The sequence below is a fragment of the Ferrimonas kyonanensis DSM 18153 genome (assembly GCF_000425405.1).
GTDB lineage: Bacteria > Pseudomonadota > Gammaproteobacteria > Enterobacterales > Shewanellaceae > Ferrimonas > Ferrimonas kyonanensis.
On the sequence record NZ_KE384365.1, the window covers coordinates 270,094 to 287,855 of the forward strand.

Genomic DNA, 17,762 nt, shown 5'->3' on the forward strand with positions numbered 1-17,762 from the left:
CCTCACCGCCATAGCACCACAGTGACCGCTGGCAAACCATGATCCTAATCAACGCCGGCGCCGCTACTTGGCCACCACAAACACAGCTGGTTTTTACCCATGTTCGAACCCCAATTCGCCCTCACTGGCGTTTTCTTAAGCAAACGCCACTGGCAACGGCTTTTCACGCCCACAGAGCGGATGACAACGGGATTTGGCTTGGATATACTCAGCAGCTCAGTGGGCCTCTAAGCTCGCTAAACAGATAAGGCCCCTTAGCTCAGTTGGTTAGAGCAGGCGACTCATAATCGCTTGGTCGTGGGTTCAAGTCCCCCAGGGGCCACCATATACAGGAAGGCGCAGCCGGTTAGTAACCGCTGCGCCTTTTTAGTTTGTGCTGCGAATGCACAGGCCTTGGGTTAACAGGCATCAAACATAACTGAATAGTGCAACTTCAAAAGACGTCTTCAGGCTCAATCAGGCAGGAAACTATGTGAGGACGAGCCGGTTTTACGATTTGAATTAGGAAGGTAGTTCAGTAGGTTACAAAGCTAGTCAAATTTCTCTTTCGAATTGTTCGGCATCAACGTAGAATGAAACAATCCCCTACGTCATTCCGATAACGTAATGAACGTCATTTGACATTATCAAGATAACGAACCATAACTATGGTCACGTTTGATTAACGGTGCTTCTAAGATGACCTCCGCAAAAGACGGCTACTGCTATTCATTCCCTGCTGTTAAAGGCCTTCAAGCAGGAAAGCCCTTCTACATAGCGACTTGCCCACTCAGCACTATTCCCAAAATATTCATGTTCAACGAATATGAAGTGCCACCAGAGTTACGTGCACAACGTACGTTAAATAAATCACGAATTCCCGATATGGTACGTTATCTTGTAGAAAACCCCAAAGATTACGTTTTTTCTGCATTAACCGTATCTGTTGGTACTGGAGTAGACTTCGAGGAAGCATCGCAAGGAGACATGCCAAACCTAGGTACCTTAAAGGTGCCTATGGATGCGCAGATTCTTATCAATGATGGGCAACATCGTCGGGCAGCGATTGAAGCCGCGCTCAGAGAAAAGCCTGAGCTAGGGCACGACAACATTCCTGTCCTGTTTTTCGTTGATGAGGGGCTAGAGCGCAGCCAGCAGATGTTTGCGGACCTAAATAAGTACGCAGTCAAGCCAAGTCCATCCTTGTCGGCATTGTATGACCACCGAGATGAGAGTGCAGAACTTGCCCGCCACCTTGCAAGTAATGTGATGCCATTTAAGGGTTTCACGGAGATGGAGAAATCCAGTATTAGCTCGAAAAGCGGTAAGTTGTTCACTTTGAGTAGCTTAAAGCAAGCAAATCGTGCCCTACTCGGTAAAGGTGCCAAAGATGGTTTTACTGATGAGGAAAGAGCTCTCGCTGCAGAGTACTGGCAAGCGGTGTTTGATGCGACGCCAGAATGGCAAATGGTCTTGAACAAAGAGCTCTCGCCATATCAATTACGGCAAGAATTTATCCATGCACACGGCGTTGGTCTTCACGCCCTTGGCGCCCTCGGGTGTGCCTTGATTACCGCCCAGCCAGACTCGTGGCAAGACACTATCAAGCAGCTTCGGAAAGTTGATTGGCGTAAGGCAAACCCTCTATGGGCCAACCGCAGTATGCTTCACGGAAAGCTGAGCAAGGCCTCGACAAACATTGCGTTGACTACCAACGCATTAAAACAAATTCTCTCTCTTCCGCTATCGCCAGATGAGCGTGCGTTAGAGCAGCAACACATTCTAAACAGCGAGGCATTCCATGGCTGAGTTATTTCAGGCCGAGGCGCTGGACGAAGAACAGTATCAATACATTCAAAATGAGTTCTTTGCTGGTTTTAAACGTTACGGCAACCATCTAAAGCTTCCTTCTGCTCTTCAAGGGTTCGATAACCTTGGTGAGGATCTGAAGCACCCAAATAGTATCGCCTTGAGTCGTGAACTTGCTCGCGAGAGCGCAGTAGAAGGTAAACCACTTCGTCATTTTATTGATGATGTTCAAGCTGTGTATAGCGCTGACAATCGCCCTTGGGTGATTGGCTACAGTGGCGGAAAAGACTCTACTGCGGTGGTGATTCTGGTTTACCTAGCGCTGCAGGCGCTTGATGAAAAAAAACGTACCAAGCCAGTATACGTAGTTGCCTCGGACACACTGGTTGAAACTCCATTAGTGGTTGACCATGTAAACCGTTCATTGGATGCAATCGGCACTCAAGCGAAGCGCGATAACTTGCCAATGACGACCCACAAGGTATTACCTAAACCCAACCAGACATTTTGGTCTTGCTTGTTGGGGAAAGGCTACCCTGCGCCAACCCAAAGCTTTCGTTGGTGTACTGAGCGGATGAAGATCGATCCTGTAAGTGACTTCATCAAAGACAAGATCTCTCGCCACGATGAGGTGATTGTTGTTCTTGGTTCTCGTAGCCAAGAAAGTGCGTCGCGTGCTCAGGTAATTGCGAAACACAAGATTGAAAACTCTCGCTTGGCTCGCCATACCACATTGCCAAACGCATTTATCTATACCCCAATTGATACTTGGAGCATGGATGACGTTTGGAAGGTAATTCGTCAGTGCAGCCTTGACGTGACAATTTCACCAATGGGCATTGGTAAGAAATGGAAAAATGACTACGACCTAGAGTGGGAAAACCCGTGGGGTTCTAAAAACCTAACCTTATGGAATCTTTATAAAGATTCATCAGATCAAGGCGAGTGCCCACTGGTTATCGATGACAGTACACCTTCCTGTGGTAATTCACGTTTCGGCTGTTGGACCTGTACCGTTGTAACCAAGGATCGCGCCATGGAAAGCTTGATCCAAAATGGCGAAGGCTGGATGCAGCCTCTGTTGACGTTCCGCAATAAACTGGCTGCAACCAACGAAACCAAGAACAAAGATACCTACCGGAACTTTAAGCGCCGCACTGGTAAAGTTCATGAGCAGCGTAAAGCGCTTCCAAAGGACATTAAATCGTCAGAGCAAGTTGAAGCGCTTCTACGCAAAGCTGGAAATGACTATCTGGAGCTTTTACCAACTCAACAATTTGAGTTAGCTGAAAATGGTGACATTGCTGAGCTGAAAGATGGCGAAACGACTATTGCGATGGTTCAACGCAATAGCGAGAAAAAGATCTGGGAGTTATTCCGATATATTCCAGGTCCTTACTGGCTGAAATACCGCAAAGCATGGCTGAAAGAACTATTGGAGAAAGAAAAGGCCTTCAATGAAGATGGCTACCAAGTAGCGCTAATTACAGAGCCTGAGTTGCATGCCATTCGCCAAGAGTGGTTGAACGACCCAAACGAGCCAGATTGGGCAGATTCGTTACCAAAAATCTACCGAGAGGTGTATGGCAGAGACTTAGACTGGGTCGTTAACGATAACGCTGCCTTCGGTGAAATCGAGGTTCAGATCCTTGAAGAGCTGGGCGAAAAATACGCTGTGGCACCAGAGATGGTACAGAAACTGTTGGACTTAGAAGTCTCTATGGAAGGCTTGAGCCGTCGTACCGGTGTCTTTGAGCGAATTGGCACTTTGTTACGGCAAGACTGGGGTTCGTATGAACAGATCAAAGCGCGAACCAGCCAAGTTCAGGGTAAGTCTGAGTTTGATGCCTTTAAAGGTCAGATTGAAGAATATGAAAACGCCATTGCGGAGCTAAATAAGCAAGCGACGGTGGAGCTGTAATATGATTATCAAAAGCTTAGTGCTAAATAACTTTCGTGTTTTTCGTGGTGTCCATGAGATCGATCTTGAGCCGAGAAAAGCGAGCGTACGACAGTCTAAAGCTGCACCAATCGTGCTTTTTGGCGGTCTAAATGGTGCAGGTAAAACGTCAATTTTGACAGCCGTACGGGTTGCCTTATATGGCCGCGCCGCATTCGGTCGAGGCCTGAATAATGCCGATTATCAGGAGCAGCTCAATGCCCTAATCCACAAAGGTGTTGGCATCAGTGAAGGGAAAACCTCAATTGAGCTATTGTTCACCCACAGCCAAAATGGAGTTGAGAGTGAATATCGTGTTGTACGTGGATGGAAACGCAACCACAAAGATAAGTTATTGCTTATCCAAGATGGTAACGAGTTATCCAATATGTCACCTGAACAGTGTCAAAGCTTCTTGAATGAATTGGTTCCAACAGGGATCTCTGAATTGTTCTTCTTTGACGGTGAGAAGATAGCTGAGTTGGCTGAGGATGAGTCAGGGCAGGTCTTGCAAACGGCTGTGCGTCGTTTGTTGGGTATCGACGTCGCAGAGCGCTTGCGTAATGATTTGGCGCTCTACCTTAAACGCCATGATGCTGCGGCAATGCCCGACAGCATTAAAGCACAGATCGAAAAATTGGAAGTTGAGCATCAGGACGCCGCTCAGAAAGCTGAGTCTATGAAAAACGATGTGGCCATGAGTCGAGCTCGTATTGATCTGGTTGCAGCAGAAATTCATAAGGCTGAGCATGAGCTTTCCGCTCGAGGCGGTGCCTGGGCGCAAAGTCGTGAGCAAGAGCAAAAGCGCCAGCTAGAGCTTGAAGCCGAACGCAAAGAACTGGAGAAAACCCTCAGAGCTGAAATGGATGGCAGTTTGCCTTTGGCCTTGGCTCCAAAGGCAATGGCAAAACTGTTATCGCAGTTGGAAGCTGAGCAAGCATTGAAGCAAAAGTTAACGTTTCAAGCGGAATTGGATGGCTTTTTGAGTCAACTGGAAGCAAAAACTGACGATTTGAGTACGCTTAAAGCCGCTCGTTTACTGGCCACTGAGCAAGCAAAAGGTCTTAGCCGTAATGACATTAAATTGGACTTGTCTGACCGAGAATTTAGCCAGCTAGATGCTCAAATTAACGTTTCGGCGAAAGGCTCTTTTCAGCGATTTGATGAAGCTCGCAAGCGACTATCCGAAGTGGAAGCACTTATTGCAGAGCTGTCGGTAAACATTGCTCGAGCTCCGGAGCAAGAGCAGATTCAGGACAAAGTGGACGCTTTGCAAGCGCTTAATGCAAAGCGCGCTGAAATATTGTTGGAGCACCAAGCCAAGACCGAAGAAGCGAAAAAGCAGTATCGTGTTGCTGTTGAGTTAGCTCGTAAGATTCAGCGACTACATGATAAGCATAAGGTTGCGGCCAATGCCGAATCATCACTAGTTAATGCACAGAATACTCATGCGATGCTGGCGGAGTTCAGCGACAGCCTAACTCAGGTTCGAGTAAAGCAGCTGGAATCAGAGTTCATTAAGAGCTACCAGAAGCTTGCACGCAAAGAAGATCTACAGCTCTCTGCCCGTATTAATACCACCACCTTTGATGTGGAGTTAATCGATGAACATGAGCGCGTCATTAACCGTAAGGCCCTATCAGCAGGCGAAAAGCAGATTTATGCTATCTCCATTCTTGAGGCACTAGCTAAGACGTCCGGTAAAAAACTGCCGATTATTATCGATACCCCATTGGGTCGACTGGATTCGAAGCACCGTGACAAGTTGATTGAACATTACTTCCCAGAAGCCAGTCATCAGGTCATTATCTTGTCTACAGATACTGAGATCGATGAAACCTACTTTGGTGATAGTTACTTGAAAGACGATATCTCACATGCATTTGAGATCGTCTTTGATGCCAAGACTAAGTCCTCTAGCCTTCGTGAAGGCTACTTTTGGGAGCGTGATAACGCTCAAGCTGTAGGAGCCAACTAAGATGCTACCCAATCGCATGAACCTTCCCAAGCAAGTGGAAGAGCAGTTGAAAAGGCTAAAACAATATACAGGCGTGACCCCCAACGTAGCCGCCCGTATTGCTTTTTTCCGCTCAATTGAGTCCGGCTTCCGTTATCATGATGATGGCCGAAAGCTAGACGGAGCTTTAGTTCTCGATAAAGTGACTTGGCTGGGGGAAACCAGTCAAGTCACCGAGCTGATGCTTCAGTTAGAGTATCCTGAGCTGGATGACAAAGAGAGTATGAAAGCTTGGTCAGCACATGTTGAAGATGGAATATCTTCGATCAGGAGCAGCAAATCAATAGTAGAACTTTCGGTGAGGCTGGTATGAGCCAAATTGATAAGGGTTCTTGTTTCTCGCCTTTATTATGTGAGCACGTTGAAATTTTTGAATCAACTTCTAAGGATAAAGTTAAATTTATTGATATGCAGAGTAGTAATTCTGAGATTCGTTCAGATAAATGCTATATCGAAATAAATTCCAATACTTCAAAGCCTGATGTTCCGAAGTCCTTTGGAGGGCTGCATGCTTCAGAGATCACAGCGATAGGATCTATATTAGCAGTTTTAGGATCTATTATTCTAACTGCCCACACAATTAGAAAATATTCGCGGGATTACAAAATGCAGCAGAAATCACATGAGAAGGAATTAGCAGACTCAAGGATTCGTTTTGCGAAAGAGAAGATTGAAAATTTCTTTGGTCCTTGCAAGGCTTTATTAGAAGAATCGGCTACGATATATGAGTTTTTTGCTTTAAAAGAAAAAAAAGAACAACGTAAAAATGGTGGTTACTTTAGAACCTTACGTTTTCTAACCGAAAATACTCATGACGGACTTAAGGGGTCAAGCAAGCTAAGTGAATACGATCAAAAGTTGCTGGGACAAATAGTTGAAATATCAGAAAAAGTTAGAGTGCTTATTGAAGAAAAAAGTGGTTATGTCGACAACCCATCTCTACATAGCTTATTAGGAAAGCTGTCGGCTCATTATCGAACACTAGCGTTAGCGCATCAGGGTGGACTTGATGGACTAGGTAAAGAGCTTGAGGATATTGTTTTCCCATTAGAGATTAATGGTGCAATCGAAAGTGAGATAAACCGGTTGTTGGATATCATTTCGGGCGCCAAACAAAGTGAGTTCTCTCTTAATAATACAGTCAGTTTTTACGATAGAAATCATCTAGATTACTACTACAAAACTCATGAACTAGATATGAAAGAAGTTTATGATAAAGTTAGGAAGTATGTGAAAAATGGTTCGCATATTTTGGACGCTGGTTGTGGTACAGGAAGAGATACGCGTTATTTTATCCAACACGGATTCAAGGTTGTTTCTTTTGATGCCTCAAAAAGAATGGTTGAACTATGTAATGAATATCCTTTTTCATATTGCATAAATGAAACATTCGGAAGTATAAAGTTTCCTCCGAAGTTTGATTTAGTTTGGGCATGTGCATCTTTGCTCCATCTAAGTAAAGAGCAGATGATCAGTGCAGGCCATAAGTTACATAGGTCATTGAAGCCTAGAGGTTACCTTTATTTCTCATTGAAAAAACAGGAGCCTTCAAACTTTGATGGTAGAACGTTTTATACTTACTCGAGAAGTGAGATTTCAGAAATATTTGAAAACAAATTAAGTTTAAAGCATGTGGAGTCTTGGGAAACTAACAGTCAAAAGGGTAACTCAGAGATATTTGTTAATTACATTTTCCAAAAGCTGTAATCGATAGGGGCATTAATTGCCCCTATAAATTGAATAATCAAATAATATCCTCTTCTTCTAGAATAGAAAATTCGACAGCTTTCATAAGATTGCTTCCAGAAGCTGTATCGAATATCGCATCAGCATCTACTAATTCTAATATTCTTTGTCGGTCAAATATAATATCTGTTGTGATTTTTCCATCTTCAGAAAAATCCCTATCGGAATCCCTTAGGTCATATGAAATATAGAGTACATTTTGTACTTTTTTTGGAAGTGTTAAATAGTTATCCATCCTGTCAACACTTCCTTGTTTATTGGACCAATTTTTACCTATAGCACTTTGACCAAAAAATATCTGTTTCCTGTTCTGGTTCATATCGCCTTTAAATGGTACCCAAGCAACGATATCAACTCCACCATCTCCATTGTCATACTGGATGAATGTTTTATCTTCACATTTTATCTTGCAATTCAGTTCAATCGATAGTGATGTAACTTTATCTTTTAAGCTACCTATAAATTTTTTGTTTGAAAAACTAGAAGTACCAAAAATATGAACCTCAGAGGTTTCTGGCAAATAAGCCTTCATTGCAAAGTAAGACACTAATTCAAAAGAGTCAGTAAAGATATTTCTTCCTTTGGATATATAAGAAAGAGATGAGCACAACAGTAACCCCAAATATAATTTTTGACCAACAGTAAGGTCTGACTTCAACTTTATTCTAGAACTTTCCAAATAAAAAGGGTAATACTCTAGATAGTTATTTGATCTCACTTCTAACTCAGTGAACCACAGTTGTATCCTGGTACGCCAATCTTCTATTGATGAGGCCCCATCGGCCTCTCCAATTTGTGTAACTTTTTCGTTCTCATAAAATCGGTCATATACGTCATGTTGAGATGTGCCATCATCACCATCAACAAGTGCTAGTAGCTCAATGTAGTCACAATAATAATGTGTATTACAGTAAGGATAGTCTGGCGTATTAGATAATGATTTTAGCTCAATCATCCCATTCACCATCAGCCATAGATTCAATTGCAACCTTCATGTTTTTGGCTAGTCGGAAAATCTCCTTTAATTTTCCATTTACTGATTCGTGGTGCTTATCCACTTTGTGAATAATGTCATTTGCTTGTTTTAGCGTCGATAAGGCAATATCAATTTTTTGATTAAAAGAATCTGTTGTTACAGAAATTGTATCGTAAGCATCTTGAATACTGCCGCTACCGGTTTTGAAGTATTCAGTTGCACATTCATCGGATAGTACCTTATCAAGCATTGATAAATGCTTACTATCACCTAGCAATCGAGTTCTTTGATTCTCATTTTTTTCAAAAAACCATGTTGTTAGAAGTTTTAGATTTTCAACGTTAACATTGGCAGTTGGGTCTGAAGATGCCATATCAACATTTATAAAATTTCTAATATTGTCTCTGGAGAGTGAATCAGAGTAATAATTGAAGTAAATTGTTGTTTCATCTAGCCCTCTAATTCTGAAAAATGCTTCATCCTCCACTATTTCATATATAGCATATGCTACTAATAGTTTTCTAACATAGTCACTTCGACTCCCTATAGATTTTGCCAGCTCCCTACACTGGTCAATAAAATCTTGAGCATCAAGCTCTGACTTTAGCTGATTTAGATATCTGGCTTTTGGTAAGATCCCCCAGGACTTTATTCCTGTTACATGTCGATAACCAAGATATTTAGTGATTTCGGCTCGATTTTTGAACACAATGCAAGGAATTTCTTGTGGTCTATGGGGGGTCTCGCTTAAAACCTTTGAAATCTTCTTCTTGTGTACTTTAGCAATATCTGGATTACTTAACAAAATGGTTGAAGTTAGTCTTCGGTTTCCTTCAATGACCACATATTTATTTTTTTCTTCTATTACAAGGAGACTCTCGCCAATAAAAAAGCCTTGTTGACCAATAGCAAGCATCAATTCAATAATAGATGCGTCCTCAAGCATCCAATTAACAATTTTTTCCTGAGTTACTCTTCCTTTCCTAAATTGAGATGGAAGCCTTGGATTATCTTTGTCTAACTCTAGCTTACTCAAGCTAATGAAATCTATCTTTTGATGGGACATTTTTTACCTATTGGATTTTTATCAAGTGTTAATGGCTTGTTTTCATAAGCCATTAGTCTAAAAATTAAGTTATGTGATTTCCCAAAACGCCTTATCTTTAATCTTCTTGACCCTTTTATCCCCATCTACATAGAGGCTGTGGTGCTTTTCAAGCACACCAATGCTCTTCATCAAGGCATCTTGTTCAGCTTTCGCATCGATATTGAATATCGATTTGATGTCCTGATTCTTGATCTGCGAGACCCGGTGAACAATCCAAGTTAAGACGTAAGATGAGTAATCGTTCTCGCTGGTCTTAAAGTGGGTAATGTCCTGTGTCGAGAGGATTACACCGACGCCATATTCTCGCCCTTCTTTAAGTACTTTACGCAGGCTTGGGAAGTTCTGCGACATGAAGTTGTCGGCTTCATCCACAAGAATCATCTTGGTCATCTGGCGGAAGTCACCACGAACCTCTGGTTTGCCCATCTTCTGCATTTGCGAATAGAACAAGTCCATGGTCAGTGCCACAATCAGATTCTGGATCTCGCCAGGGTATCCGGCTAACTCGATAACGGTAATGCCTTCGACCAACTCATAGAGGCTGGTGCACTTGGTGATATCGTCTTCAAAAATCTCAAACTCTTGCAGGCTCATCAGAGCGGCATAGAGCGAATCCTCAGCAGGCTCACTGGCTTCAAACAAGGCCCAAATATCAGCAATGGTTGGGGCTGGTCGGCTCCAGGTTGATTTATCGGCCTTCTTAATCCCTGCAAGTTCATACGCTTCACCCACTAACCGCTGCAGCTTGTTTTGCTGGACTTTGCCGAGACCAAAGGCCTTGGTCATAGTTTCAGCAAAACCACGTGCAGTGTGTACCGGCAGCATCGGCATATCACCAAACAGGCTTAGCGGGTTGTAGGGCAGCTTGTACAGATTGAATTTTTTACCGTTTGTGGCATTAAGGAACTTGTCATCAACGTAGTCGGATTTGTAGTCAAAGATCAGCAGGCCAATTGGCTTGCCATCCACGTTTAAGTGCTGATTGCGATGCAATTGGGTCACCACAGACTTAGTGCACTGAGTTTTGCCCGTACCCATGGTGCCAATAATGCCGGTGTTGGTATTCATGAACTTGGCAGTATTGGTCGGCTCCCACAACATCGGCTCTTGATTACGAACGTCGTGACCAACCAATACTTTTAGCGATTCCGCGCCGTCTTTAATCATCGGCTGAACATCGACTGAGGGTGTTGGATTTGTTGTGGCAGGCAGAGCTGGATCAATTGTGTCGACTTCGGTGGCAGACCCTGGCTCATGTTGAGCTTCAGAAGCATCCGGCGTTGCGCTGCTACACTTTGAATCCGCAGAATTGCTGGAAGTTTTTCCTTTTAGGATGTACTGCTCCGGTATCGCACACAGCTTTTCCGGGCGGATGTCGTTGATGAGTGTCTGTAATGGCGTGACAATAAACTTGGTCACGTCACTGACGGGCAGTTCGATCTTAAGAATCTCATCTACTTCTTCAAAGCTTTCACAGATGAAGGTGTCATTTTCAACCATTGAGACCAAGAAGCCTTTCGGGTACTCAGCAATGTCCGTTAGGTCATAATCACCTTGAAGCCACCATTCGCGTTGACTGAGGAATGGGTCGAAGTAATTGTCTTGGTACAGATCGTAAAGCTGGTACTTATCTACCTGCATCAGCACTTGGCGGACAAACAAGCCACGATAGAGGTTACCGGCTAAGTCATCTCTGCCGAGAATGTCTTCCGATAAGTAGCGTTTCAGCTCAAGCGCTTGCTTCACCCCTTTGCTATGAGTTTGCTTTTGGCCTGCTTTTACCTCAAGTGGTAGCAAATACATTTGTTGATCTTTAAAGCCAACAAACAGCACATCGTCTGAAATGGCACCAGACTTATAGCCTTGTGCTTTACGAGAAAAGTCACTGTCCGACATGTTGAGGCCTATGTTACCGGCGACACGTAGCATCTCGGCGACAGACATTGGTACCCACGTAATGTCAGACTGCGCCAATAGGCAGTTTACAAATTTGTAGGCACCAATGATGCCGCGTTTCTCTTTGCGGCTGTTGGCTATTGCCGTTGGATTGCCCGTTGCTGCAACCATCTTCAGTAGCCACTCACCATTGAAGGCATTGAACTCTTCGATGATACCGCCTTCCCCTTGTTCTAAGACCTTTTTATAGAGCTCGGTTTGCTTAGTGACGGTGATGGCATCGTAATTGGTGGAGTTCGTATAATTATCCGAGTAATGGATAAGCACGATGTCCTTGGAGGCATCAAAGAAGTCCAAAGTGACTTTTGGATCGATGATGGTAGTCCAAATAGAGTTCTGATAAGAACGGTCTAGCAACGTCTTGAAGTCATCACTGACCATCAAACTCATCGACTTGGCGTTACTGGTTTTTTCGCCAGAGCGTCGAGCCGGTTTGATCAGGCTATTTAGTTTTTGTGCTATTTGTAAATGTGGTTGATTGGCGCAATCTACCCCACGCAGACCAAAGGCGGTGTTGTAACTGCCTTCCTCTGACTCGGAGGCTTCGCCAGCCATCAGGCCATGGCACACAATGCCGCTAAGCTGCTTTTCAACGTTAACATCGCGGGCTTCAACCTTACTGTTGTTGCGGAAAAAGCTTAGGTGAGCATAGGCCTGTTCACCATCGACTTTACCATTTTCGAACTTGCTGTAAGTGATGCGAGAGCGGAGTAAGTCGACCACCATATCGGCCTGCTCACGGGCTTTAGCGCTGCCCTTATCCAGATCGTACAGAGCTTTCAGTTCGTCATAACTACCGGTTTCGGCAAACCGGTCGAATTCGCTATAGAGCAATTTATCGTCATACAGGTTTACGTGGATCTGACAGACTTTGTCTTTCTGACTTTTAACGTAATCGACCAAGCCCAAGAACAATTCACGGTTCTTATGGTTGTTGACGGAGTTGATGATCAGGGTCGATTGCGAGCCCGCAGAGAACAGTGCAGAAAATGCCTCTTTAAACTCAGTCACCTTATCTTTCACCAGGCGTCGGACAAAGGCGTAGCTAGTTTCCTGTTGTGGCATCAGTGCCATCCAGAAGGCGTTGTCCTTTTCTTCTTGGCTAAATGCAAAACCATTGCGTGCATCATAGAGGTAGGGCAATAGGCCACGGGCATTCAATCGTTCGACGGTAACCGGTGGTAGCTCCTTAAAACTATCTGCACTATCAGCTTCGATTCGTTGAGCTAATTCAAGCGAATGAGCGAGGACTAGCGGGCTAAATGGTGAGATAAACTCTCGCCCTTCCGCGTTGACAAAACCGATCGCGATCAGCTGCTTTTGCTGCTTGGTCAGCAACACATCATTATCGATGGTCTCAAGTGCGTCATAGTAGTGTTGGACGACCGCTTTCACTAGCTCACGGAATTCAGGCCCCCATCCAGCCAAGCTAATCAGGGTGCGGTTGTCCTCGCAGTAATCGAACAGCTCACGGTAGGCCAGATGCAAATAGGGATAACTGGCTTCAAGGTCTAAAACGCTGAGCCGTTCTCTCTCTCGGCTCCCATCGACAATCTCACCACTAAGCAAGCGCTGATCAACCAGCTGGGCTTCCCACTGTAATAGAGTTAAGCGGCGGCCCTTCGGGGAGGTCTCTTTGTTATCGAGTACAACCTTGGTGTTTGCTCGGAATTGGCCAAAGTAATCATCGTGCTTAAACAGCTTGACGTGTCGGCTTTGATCGAGCATTAAAGGTAGTGTTAGCGAGTCGGTTGCGATGGCTCCCTCGATATTGAAGGTAAGAGAAGCTTCACCGCTGCTGACAGTGAAATGAAGCTCATCGGATTCGTTCGCGACCTTTTGAAAGTCAACGGCTCCAACCTCGGTACGGTCGAAAACCTGCCCAATTGTGTCTAGTACGACTTTTGAGCCTTGTTCTGCAATAACTAAGGAGTGCTCTCCAGTCTGCAGCACTACCTGAGGTGTTTTCTTTGCTGAAGTTGCTGGCTGAATTAAGAAGTTGGTACGAAACGCATCAACATGGAAATCGCTTGCACGGATAGCTAGAACTTTAAATTTAAAACGCTCTGCGGTTTTGTCTCGCTTTAATGACAGGGTAAAGAAAACGGGCTTGCCAGTGTAAGCCCCTTTTAATAGAACCCGACTGCGTTTACCACCAGCATTGATGATGTCGGTGAATTCAACAGCGTCATCGTAATCATGCTGGATTAAGCATTGTTTCTTCTCCACCCGGCCATTTAAGAAGCTTAATTCGAGATTGAAGGTTTGCTGTTCATCTTCCAGTAGCAGGATGAGGTGGCGTTCACGTTGTCCCGCTTTGGTATCCGCTTTGCTCCTTGGGATGAGTTCACCCAAGGCAAGACTTTCGGTTTCCAGCTCCAGCACATTCTGTTTGTTTTTTTGTTGCTCTTGAAAGCACTCTCCAAGAGTTAGACTGTCTCTCCAGCTAGAGGTATCATTGCCACCAAAGTGGTCAGTAATAAACTTGTCGCTAAAGTCGAGTTCAGCGAGTTTATCTTTCAGCTCAGTCGGGTAGTACTGAGTGATGGCGTCAATCCGGTCGTGTAGCTTTCGGTTTTGTTCTAGCCGCTCTTCGATTTGTTTTGGGTTGTCTTGCCAATCTAATATTTTGGGATCATTCAACAGGTTCAACTCTCGGAACTGTAGGTCACCATCTTCGATAACTTTATACAGCTCCTCGAAGCCAAACATGGTTGCGCCATCTTCGGTGATCTGTGCGAAGCGCTGCTCTAGCAAACACTCTGAAACCTTACGAGACTCACAGTCGACATCAATCAGGTCTGACAGTGCTTTTTTGATTCGTTCCGGGCACCAGATTGCTCCGGGCTGTGCGATGTCTTCGGCTGAGTTGATGAGTGTATCGAGCATACTGTTGTGGATAACCAGCAGAGCACAGCCTCTAAAGATGCCATTTTGACCAGCAATATCGTCCCGCAGGCGAGAGATGAAGTTCTCTGAAAAGCTGCTCTGTTGATCCAAATTGATTGCAGGCTTTGATTCGACTTCCTCTTTACCTTGCCGTTCGACCGTTTCATCTCGGTGCAACACTGGCACCAGTTTTACTGCTCCGCAATCTAGCACGGGCAAACGAACGTCAAATGCTTCAATGTTGCTTGTCGATTTTGCTAACAATGCTTCGTATAGGTGGGCGCTATTTTCACTATTCGGCGATTGAAACTGATAGCGAAACCCGGCTTTTATGGTCGATTTGCTGTCCGCTAGAAACAGCTTTGCCAGGAACTCTTCAAACGGTTTTACGGACATAAACTGCGTCTCCACTGTCGCTCATTCTCTCTACATTCCCAATGCGCTCATAGAACGCGATTAATGCGGCATGGCTTTGTTTATCGAAAAACACACCACGAGACTCAAATGCTAAAACCAGCTCGTGGAAACGCACTTTATCTTGGCTGCCGATGGCAAGGTTGGTTAGCAGCATCAAATAATCTTGATTGATCACTAAAACTTTACCGATACGTCCTCGGGTATAGATAAAGTTTGAACACAGCTCTTTTTGAATCGTTCGGACATACTCAATGTTAATTGAGTGTTTGGACATGGTTCGACCAAACTCATCTTTCGATAATTTGAGCAATTGTTGCAAGGCGGCCAAGGGATCTTCCGTTTGCACTAGTTGCTGGTTGAGGCCTCGGCGTTCGTTGAAAGCTTCTGCGTAATTATTCAATTTTTCGGTAAAACCCGGAAACTCCTGAAGCTGCTGCGCGAGCCTCCAGATAGGTTGCTTGCGCTCTTTTGGCATCTGCAAACTATCGTTCATCGCCAAGTAGGGGAAGATATTGTGCATTGCACGATTCAACTGGCCAAAGCCAAAATCCTTCACTTTGATCCGCTCTTCACTGGCTTTTTCACTGTCTAAAATGAAGTAGCAAGGCTTAGGTTTAGGCTCACCGTCTCGCCAGCTGCCTAAATTTAATGCCAGTTGAGAGGTATAGAGCGCAGCATACAGGCGCAGAAAATCCGTAAAAGTAGAAAGAAGGTACTTGGGGTGTTCTTCGAGAAAGTGAAGATCTTGTTGGAACTGCTTAGTCAAGAAGGGCAGGTACGGGTGCTCATTATTGCCATAAACTTGACCATTTTTCTTGCTTTTTAGAGGCTTATTAAGTTGTTCTTGCAACACTTCGTAAAGCTGCCGTTCGAGAAAGTTCATCGACACGTTAAGCTTCTCAGTTGGAATAAAGTCCTGCATCAAACTTGAGTACATGTCACCCAGACGGGAGCTGGCGGTTGCTCCTGACTTCTTATTTGCTTTGAACAACAAAAATTCAGGTGCAATTTTGTAAAATCCTTCACATTCGAAGTACATTTGTTCGAGAACTTGCCAAAATTCCGCTTCATCGAGCTTGTCGACAAAACGGGCTTCCACTTCGGCTTTAAAGGCCTCAATATCGAGCTCTTGGGGCTTGCGATAAGCATTTTTTACTGTGAATCCAAGTACGGCATCCCAATCAAAAATATCTTTGTTTTTCCTGTCACTTGTCCGGATAGGAAAGTAACTGTTTAAGGAGTTGCTTGGGCTCACGTCTTCACCTGTCTGAGGGAGATCCGCCCTGATTGCTGCAACCGTCATAGTCCACTTACCTCAAAATCTTCATCTTCGATATTGCTGACTTTTACTTTCTTTCCATTAACCAAAACATGGAGAGACTTCGCCTTACTGGCAACCTCAGCGATGTGGTCGGTTACTTCGTCCAACATAACTACAGTTGTTTTATCGTGTTTGTTGGGCATGTAACCCTGGAGGATGCGCTGCATCAAGCTCAACAGGTTGATGCTTATCGGCATTACAATGGTCGCCTCACCGATCTTGAAGTACGCATTAAAATGCCCGGTATTGTTTTCGCCATCAGCCTGAATTTTTTCAAATGATGGTTTTATGTCCAATTCAGCGGCTAGCTGAATACCGTTATGGCTAGAAACAAAGTATTCACCTTTGCTCAGTTCTGGCGCATTACGGTTGATGTACTTGTGAATGGCTGCGACAGCAGTATCTCGATAGAACTCACGCAGCATCTTACGCTCAGCTCCCTCATTGCTGTAATTCACATGGGTTTGCCAAAGATTCGAGTACTGCGACAAGAGAGGCTCGTCAAAGTCATTGGAAAACTGATGATGATAGTTGTTGCTTAAATGAGCATGGCGCAATAGATAGAACAACCTGACATAGGAACTTGCATTGATATTGCTTTGTGTCCCTAGCTCCACCAGTTCCGCACGAAAGGCGTCGAATTCTGAGTCTTCCAGTCTTAGGTTGCGGGCCAGGACGAAGGCATCCAGCTCTTTAGAACGAATGTTAGCCGGGTCAAAATCTGCAATCTTACTGGTAAGTTCGTTTTCTTGGGATGCAAACAGGTTGTCTTGAAGTGGGCCGGGACCGGCCAGTAAGTGGAAGATAAAATCGAGCAAAGAGCGTGCAGTTAAGAACTGATCTTTCATCAATCTGGCTTTGAACAGCACGTCGATAATGACTGCCTGAACCTCTGCTCGGCTAAGGAGCTGATAATTAGATACTAGGCGTCGATTCGGCTTTACTGATTGCAGTTCTTTATCAAAGTACTGGCGAATCAAGTTGTCTTCTGGCGCTGTGATTTTTGCTAGCAAGTCGCTGACAAACTGAGAGCAATGTCCTTCGTCTTTGAAGGTAAATCTTGGGTAGTCTTCAAAGTTGAGATAGATGTGGCTATCCGGCGTAGCTTTTCGCTCTAGATAGTTCTTTATCGAAGTCCGAACTGAAGTTACATCACCTTCTTCTGCATAGTTGCCCATCATCCCAACATTGATACCGACAACCAGCGATTTTTCTTCCTGCTCAAAATTGGAAAAGAGTTCGTCCAAGGTTTGAATTGCACTGTCTGTTGGTCGGAAGCTGTGTGTCGCATCTAGGTGGAAGTCGGCTCTCTGTGCAAACGTAAGATTATATTTGGTTAGGATCTCGGATTTGCCGTCACCACTACTGCCACACAGAAAAATGAGCTTTTTTTCGCCTTGAGTCGAGATCCCCTTTAGGATGCGCTCAAACTCAAGCTCGATCTCGGTTTTGATGTACAAGTACTTTTTGACTTCATCGAGAGCTTGAGAGAGAGCTTCTTTTCGTTCTGTCGAGACTGCATATGGTGATGATTTCGACATCACACTCAATGCTTCAAGGAACGTGTGTCCACGTTCCTTTTGAGGTGTTTCGTTCATAAACTGT

General features: G+C 44.4%; 10 protein-coding genes and 1 tRNA gene. 6 read left to right on the top strand and 5 right to left on the bottom strand.

The window, feature by feature from the left end; all coding sequences use genetic code 11:
- Positions 1-248: 248 nt before the first annotated feature.
- The 6 genes from H598_RS0118630 (at position 249) to H598_RS0118655 (ending at position 7,451) form a co-directional block, all read left to right on the top strand.
- Positions 249-325: transfer RNA gene (locus H598_RS0118630), tRNA-Ile, on the top strand.
- Between the two features lie 353 nt (positions 326-678).
- A complete protein-coding gene (gene dndB / locus H598_RS0118635; protein WP_028114351.1) occupies positions 679-1,788 on the top strand; it encodes a DNA sulfur modification protein DndB in 1,110 nt (369 codons plus the stop codon).
- Positions 1,781-3,709: a DNA phosphorothioation system sulfurtransferase DndC gene (gene dndC, locus H598_RS0118640; RefSeq protein ID WP_028114352.1), complete on the top strand. Its 1,929-nt coding sequence runs from the start codon at positions 1,781-1,783 to the stop codon at positions 3,707-3,709. The genes dndB and dndC overlap by 8 nt, the downstream gene beginning before the upstream one ends.
- 1 nt (position 3,710) lies before the next feature.
- A complete protein-coding gene (gene dndD, locus H598_RS0118645; RefSeq protein ID WP_028114353.1) occupies positions 3,711-5,705 on the top strand; it encodes a DNA sulfur modification protein DndD in 1,995 nt (664 codons plus the stop codon).
- A 1-nt stretch (position 5,706) separates the two neighbouring features.
- Positions 5,707-6,057 (top strand): DNA sulfur modification protein DndE, encoded by a 351-nt coding sequence (gene dndE / locus H598_RS0118650; RefSeq protein WP_028114354.1) that lies wholly within the window; start codon positions 5,707-5,709, stop codon positions 6,055-6,057.
- On the top strand, positions 6,054-7,451 hold the full coding sequence (locus tag H598_RS0118655) for a class I SAM-dependent methyltransferase (protein WP_211227328.1): 1,398 nt from the start codon (positions 6,054-6,056) through the stop codon (positions 7,449-7,451). Before dndE ends, H598_RS0118655 begins: the two co-directional genes overlap by 4 nt.
- Positions 7,452-7,488: 37 nt before the next feature.
- Here the strand turns inward: H598_RS0118655 and H598_RS26165 are convergent, their stop codons facing one another.
- From H598_RS26165 to dptF, 5 genes are all read right to left on the bottom strand, one after another.
- A complete protein-coding gene (locus H598_RS26165) occupies positions 7,489-8,445 on the bottom strand; it encodes a hypothetical protein (protein WP_028114356.1) in 957 nt (318 codons plus the stop codon).
- A complete protein-coding gene (locus tag H598_RS0118665) occupies positions 8,438-9,532 on the bottom strand; it encodes a hypothetical protein (protein WP_028114357.1) in 1,095 nt (364 codons plus the stop codon). The genes H598_RS26165 and H598_RS0118665 overlap by 8 nt, the downstream gene beginning before the upstream one ends.
- 69 nt (positions 9,533-9,601) lie before the next feature.
- Complete coding sequence (gene dptH, locus H598_RS0118670; RefSeq protein ID WP_028114358.1) at positions 9,602-14,815, bottom strand: DNA phosphorothioation-dependent restriction protein DptH; 5,214 nt, start codon at positions 14,813-14,815, stop codon at positions 9,602-9,604.
- Entirely contained in the window at positions 14,796-16,139 is a 1,344-nt protein-coding gene (gene dptG / locus H598_RS0118675; RefSeq protein ID WP_051252864.1) for a DNA phosphorothioation-dependent restriction protein DptG, read from the bottom strand. The genes dptH and dptG overlap by 20 nt, the downstream gene beginning before the upstream one ends.
- Positions 16,136-17,755: a DNA phosphorothioation-dependent restriction protein DptF gene (gene dptF, locus H598_RS0118680; protein WP_051252865.1), complete on the bottom strand. Its 1,620-nt coding sequence runs from the start codon at positions 17,753-17,755 to the stop codon at positions 16,136-16,138. Before dptF ends, dptG begins: the two co-directional genes overlap by 4 nt.
- Positions 17,756-17,762 lie beyond the last annotated feature (7 nt).

Bases quoted from the DNA above. Each gene is read 5' to 3' on its own strand.
- dndB (WP_028114351.1), top strand. From the start codon at position 679: ATGACCTCCGCAAAAGACGGCTACTGCTATTCATTCCCTGCTGTTAAA.
- dndC (WP_028114352.1), top strand. From the start codon at position 1,781: ATGGCTGAGTTATTTCAGGCCGAGGCGCTGGACGAAGAACAGTATCAA.
- dndD (WP_028114353.1), top strand. From the start codon at position 3,711: ATGATTATCAAAAGCTTAGTGCTAAATAACTTTCGTGTTTTTCGTGGT.
- dndE (WP_028114354.1), top strand. From the start codon at position 5,707: ATGCTACCCAATCGCATGAACCTTCCCAAGCAAGTGGAAGAGCAGTTG.
- H598_RS0118655 (WP_211227328.1), top strand. From the start codon at position 6,054: ATGAGCCAAATTGATAAGGGTTCTTGTTTCTCGCCTTTATTATGTGAG.
- H598_RS26165 (WP_028114356.1), bottom strand. From the start codon at position 8,445: ATGATTGAGCTAAAATCATTATCTAATACGCCAGACTATCCTTACTGT.
- H598_RS0118665 (WP_028114357.1), bottom strand. From the start codon at position 9,532: ATGTCCCATCAAAAGATAGATTTCATTAGCTTGAGTAAGCTAGAGTTA.
- dptH (WP_028114358.1), bottom strand. From the start codon at position 14,815: ATGTCCGTAAAACCGTTTGAAGAGTTCCTGGCAAAGCTGTTTCTAGCG.
- dptG (WP_051252864.1), bottom strand. From the start codon at position 16,139: ATGACGGTTGCAGCAATCAGGGCGGATCTCCCTCAGACAGGTGAAGAC.
- dptF (WP_051252865.1), bottom strand. From the start codon at position 17,755: ATGAACGAAACACCTCAAAAGGAACGTGGACACACGTTCCTTGAAGCA.